Below are 4,809 nucleotides of genomic sequence, written 5' to 3'. Positions count from 1 at the left end.
CCCGATCTACGATGTGACTCAGCGAGGCTTTGGGTTGTTTTTCTGACGCACTCACTCCGTTCGATTGTCGGATCGTTCTTCCTCATGAAAGGACTTCGTCCATTTCACGAGAAATTACGATCTTAGGGGGAAAGTTTCAGTTATGAGCGTTACGGTGTGATTTTTGGGTGAGTTCAAAAGATGTTAATTCGCACTGTGAAACCCTCTAGTTGTGAAATTAACTTTCAAAGTGAATCTGTGTGTCTGTGGGTGGGTTTGGTTCTTAAAATGGCTCACAGGCTGTGTGAGGGGCTTCTAGGCGGTGTTTCTGATAGTAAAGTCGCGGATTTTACATAATAGGAATAATGAACACCGCGTTCAGGATGTTCTGAGAATGTTTTTGCCGAAAGGTTCAAGCTGTTATCTTTATTTTATTTTTGGAGACAATCGATGCCAACAAAAGAGCAGCATTACGAATATGGGAAATCATTAGGCCTTTGGTCGCATACGTCTAAGCCGACTGAACCTAATGTTGATAGAAAAGTAGCAAGGATAAACGCGATGTGGGCGGAGCACGATGAGACAGAATTGCGAAAAAAAAGAGAAAAGCAACAAGCTTCTTTACGCGAAGAAACCCCGCACCAAGTCAATAACACACCAATACTCAAATCAACGTTGTTAAAAAATGAAGAGAATATGAATGCTTTGGGGAAAGGTTCGTTTTCTTCACTGTCTCTCGGAATGAAAAGCTTTGAAGTGTTAAAAGCTCAAGAAGCATTGAAAGAAGTGAGTGTCTATCAAGGAAAGGTTGACGGAAGCTTTGGAAGTGAAACAGAGCAAGCGGTTAAAAAGTTTCAACAACTATACGTCCCTACACATAGCATCCATACACAATATGTTTTGAATAGTACCGATGGTGTGATTGATAAGAATACGGTGTTAGCGTTGGATGAAGCGATTATTGAGCAGTGGGACGGCTCTTTATCTCTTGAGCCAGAGGTACTTAAAGCTACTGAAGATCTTTTAAGGTTTCTTCCTACGTTGAATCTTGAAAGTTCTGTTCATAGCCAAGCGGTAAAAGAATTTAGTGAAGCATTTGATGTGATATTGAAAGGGTATAACGAAGAAAATATTACTTATGAAATCGGTTATGATCTTATCTATCAGGTTAAAAATGGTTTTGTTGAAGGAGCTGAAGCTCTTCAAATTACAGAAAAAGAACGACAAAGATTAAACTCAGAAAGAGACAAGCAAACTCCACAAGACAGCAGTTACCGACGAAACCTGACGGTTAATAATGAGTCGTTCAATGTTCGATTTAAAGCCAGTTGTGCAACGCCTGAATGTTTGATGAGAAATGCCAATATCGACATGGAAGATCATGCATTTCAGGATTATATTGAGGCAGCTACGCAAGATAAACGTTCGGATGTAATGCAGGTGATTGGTGTAGCATTGATTGTTAATCCTTATCTAATCCCTTTGCAAAGAATAGTTTTGGCTGATGTTGCTGAATCTGCGACTAAAGGGAACTTTGATCCTGCCTTGGCTTATGCGATGGGAGCTGGAGTTGCTTATAGATTAAGGCTTCTCAACTTTTCTAATCGAACTCAAGCAACATCAGAAAGTGTTGCTAGTTATTTTTCTGGGAATGTTTTAAGCGATGATAAGTAAAGATAAAATATGGAAATATGTAAATATATCTGATGGAATATTTGTTTTGTGCTTCGTTTTAGGGTTGGTGTTTTTTCGAGGCGATGTCTTAAATATTGCAGTTCTATGGGTTGTGGTTTTTATATCATCAGGTTTGGGGCTTCGTCGTTATTGTAAAGGTAAAGGAATGATGAGATATGGAGTTATTCATAATGTAGACGCTGATGATCATGATGCAATATTAAGCTCCTATTATTCTCATCGATGGTCTATGTTTTTATGCACCATAGGGTGTGTTGCTTTTACTATATATCAACTATGGCAAAGCTTTATTTAACTTAAATCGTTTAGTGCGAATCCTGATTTAGACACAAGAACGGCTCCCGATTGGGAGCCGTTCTTCGTTACGGAGTCACGCAATTGAACATAATAGGAATAATGAACACCGGTTTTCAGTGGCTATCTGTCTATTGTTTGCAATCTATCAAGCTTTTTCCGATTCTTAGCTTAAAATTGAAAATAAATGATTTATTGTTGGTTATCTTTAATGTATTGTTTTGTTTCTTTGGTTTGTATATCGGTGATTTATGTCTCATTATATGGTGTGTCTGACGACTGATAACTTAGATGATTTTGTCGGGCAGAGAGGTTGTGGATATTGGAGAGCGTCAGTGAACAGCATTGAGCGCTGTGACTATCTGATTTGTACTAAAAACAAAAATGGCGCTAGAACTCGTTGGGATGCTCCTGATGACAAGCATCGGGATGCATTTTTGATTTTAGAATTAAATAATGAGAAATATATCGAATCGGGTGATAGGAAAATTATAACGTTTGATCGATATGCTCATGTAGAGCCTGGGACTAATATCCAATGGGGGGGGCAATCTCCCATTGGATACTATACTCAAGACCAGTTGGAGTATGAAGTTGGTTCGGATAGCAAGTTGATATCACTGGATTTTGAATGGAAGCAGTTCTCCGACTTGTCAATTATAGATAAATCAGAAGAGTTAAAGTTAAGCATTAAAGATGCAAAGAAGGCTTTAGCTCGGTTTTATGATATCGATGAGGCTTGTATTAAGGTAATTTTTAATGTCTAGAGGTGCTCTCTATTGGTGTGAAATAAAAACAACACATGGTTCAGTCAAGGTGCAATTGCAATCATTCTACTTGGAATGGGGAATTATCAAACTTTCAGCATCTATTTATGATCGATTCCCTTTAATTTATGGGGATTGTTCAATCAATATTTTGCGGAATAGAAGTATGGGTAGTATGTCTGGAGAGGGAAGGTCTCATTTTCCGATTTCTGAACTATTAGGTACAGTTGATGGTGTGGTTTTTTGTTCATTTCATGCTCCACATGTCCTATTTGGCTGGGAGCTCTATTCTAGAACTCTGTGGTTATATCCCCGTAATATAAGGAGACTTTCAGACATTAGTGCTTCGTTTGGGCGAAATACAAGAAGCCCTGCCGCCGATTGAAATTTACCATAACGACACTTAGTGCGAAGTGCCGTGTTTCGGTAGAACAATGATTATCTAAAGGTCGCTATAGCTGTCTTTTTTATGTCTGGTAGTAAAATCGATAAGGGAAAATTGCGAAGCGAGATATTGCGGAGTAAGATAAACACCAGATAAAACAAAGCCCTAAATCTCGTTCTGACTTGGCGGAAAGGCGAGGGTTCAGGGCTAGTCTTAAGATAACTTTAACAAGTGAATTTTAACACATGAATAAACAAATACAATCCACACATAACCGCCATAAGTGCAGTTATGTGTGAAACCGGAACAATCAAATGCTCTTCAACTTGAACTAATCGAGACGCTTCCCTATAAGCCCTATTGCACTGATGAACTCGGTGTCACTTACATACGCCCCAAAAACACAGCGATTAAGAAGAAGTATCTACAAGTTAATCAACCTAAGTTGGTCACTTATCTGATCTTTGATATTGATCAACAAGGTGCGGTTCTAGCTTGGTACGACAACGACCTACCACCTCCATGTTGGTCTTCTAAGACCCCAAAGAACGCACACGCTCATCTTAGCTACCGTTTGAAAGTGCCAGTATGTCTTTCTGATATGGCTCGCCTTGAGCCGATGAAGTACCTAGCGGCCATTGAGTCAGCCATGACAGAGAAGTTAAAGGCGGATAGAGGTTTTACAGGTCTATTAACTAAAAACCCATTACACGGTCACTGGCAAACTGAGGTCTGGACAGATCACGAATATACCCTAGATGAGTTAGCGGATTATTTAGATTTAAAAGGTCATCCAAAGAAAGGGATCGAGTCTTCTGGCTTAGGTCGTAATTGTGAGTTATTTGAATCTGCAAGCAAGTGGGCATACAGAGCCATTAGGGACTATTGGACACCAGATTATAAGCTAATGTGGAATGGCGCTGTATATGACCACGTAGAAGCCATTAACGCTCAATTTAAAGTACCTTTGCCAGTGTCAGAGGTGAAAACGATAGCTAAGTCCATCGCTAACTGGACGTACAAGCATTTCACTCCTCAAGCCTTTAGAGCAAGCCAAGCAAGAAAAGGTGCAAATGGTGGTAAGGTTTCAAAAGGAGGCGGTAGACCATCTAAATCGAAACTAGATAAGTACCAACGTGATAAAATGATCATGAAAAAAAAGGAACAGGGTTTATCAAACCGCTGTATTGCTAGAGATCTTTCCATATCTGCAAGTACGGTTAGTGTGGTTCTGCGCAATTCATAAGGTGATCGAAACAAGCCTTATCAGATAACAGCCCTTTTTAGGGCTGTTTTGCTTTCTAGCTTTAAGCGTGATTCTTTCGGGTTATCTCCTAGAGTTCCTTTGCCTTACATTCATTCTTTGAGACCACGTTATATTATTGGACGCTGAGATTACGCTTAAAGAGATTCCTATCTTTGCTGTTTTATCTACACCGCTCGGCGCAGTGTGTGAGTAAGCGAAGCGTCCGAACACCGAGCAAGCGGAATACACTCGATGTTAAGTTGTGGCACTGCCACTCTATAATTCAAATTTTCTTAATGTTTACCTGTAACTCTTTCGTGTAACTACTTCCTGTAACGATAGTTACAAGTACAGGTTACAGGTAAGAGTTACACGAAAAGAAAAAATAAAAGCAAAGAAAAGAGCAGCTTAGAAACATGTTTCTAAGACCTAGGATGCGTAGC

At 39.6% G+C, this 4,809-nt stretch carries 4 protein-coding genes; all 4 read left to right on the top strand.

The window, feature by feature from the left end; genetic code table 11:
- The first annotated feature begins 429 nt into the window (after positions 1–429).
- Complete coding sequence (locus tag AB4484_RS04525) at positions 430–1,653, top strand: peptidoglycan-binding protein (RefSeq protein WP_372076633.1); 1,224 nt, start codon at positions 430–432, stop codon at positions 1,651–1,653.
- Positions 1,643–1,969, top strand: coding sequence for a hypothetical protein (locus AB4484_RS04520; RefSeq protein WP_372076631.1), 327 nt, complete (start codon positions 1,643–1,645; stop codon positions 1,967–1,969). The genes AB4484_RS04525 and AB4484_RS04520 overlap by 11 nt, the downstream gene beginning before the upstream one ends.
- A gap of 334 nt (positions 1,970–2,303) precedes the next feature.
- Positions 2,304–2,735: a hypothetical protein gene (locus tag AB4484_RS04515; RefSeq protein ID WP_372076630.1), complete on the top strand. Its 432-nt coding sequence runs from the start codon at positions 2,304–2,306 to the stop codon at positions 2,733–2,735.
- Between the two features lie 680 nt (positions 2,736–3,415).
- A complete protein-coding gene (locus tag AB4484_RS04510) occupies positions 3,416–4,366 on the top strand; it encodes a replication initiation protein (protein ID WP_372076628.1) in 951 nt (316 codons plus the stop codon).
- Positions 4,367–4,809 lie beyond the last annotated feature (443 nt).

The sequence above is a fragment of the Vibrio sp. 10N.261.46.A3 genome, from assembly GCF_041472995.1.
Lineage (GTDB): Bacteria > Pseudomonadota > Gammaproteobacteria > Enterobacterales > Vibrionaceae > Vibrio > Vibrio coralliirubri.
Note: the sequence above shows the minus strand (reverse complement) of the source record. Positions and strands in the feature narration are given on the sequence as shown.

Coding starts and splice junctions, on each gene's coding strand:
- AB4484_RS04525 (WP_372076633.1), top strand. CDS start 430: ATGCCAACAAAAGAGCAGCATTACGAATATGGGAAATCATTAGGCCTT.
- AB4484_RS04520 (WP_372076631.1), top strand. CDS start 1,643: ATGATAAGTAAAGATAAAATATGGAAATATGTAAATATATCTGATGGA.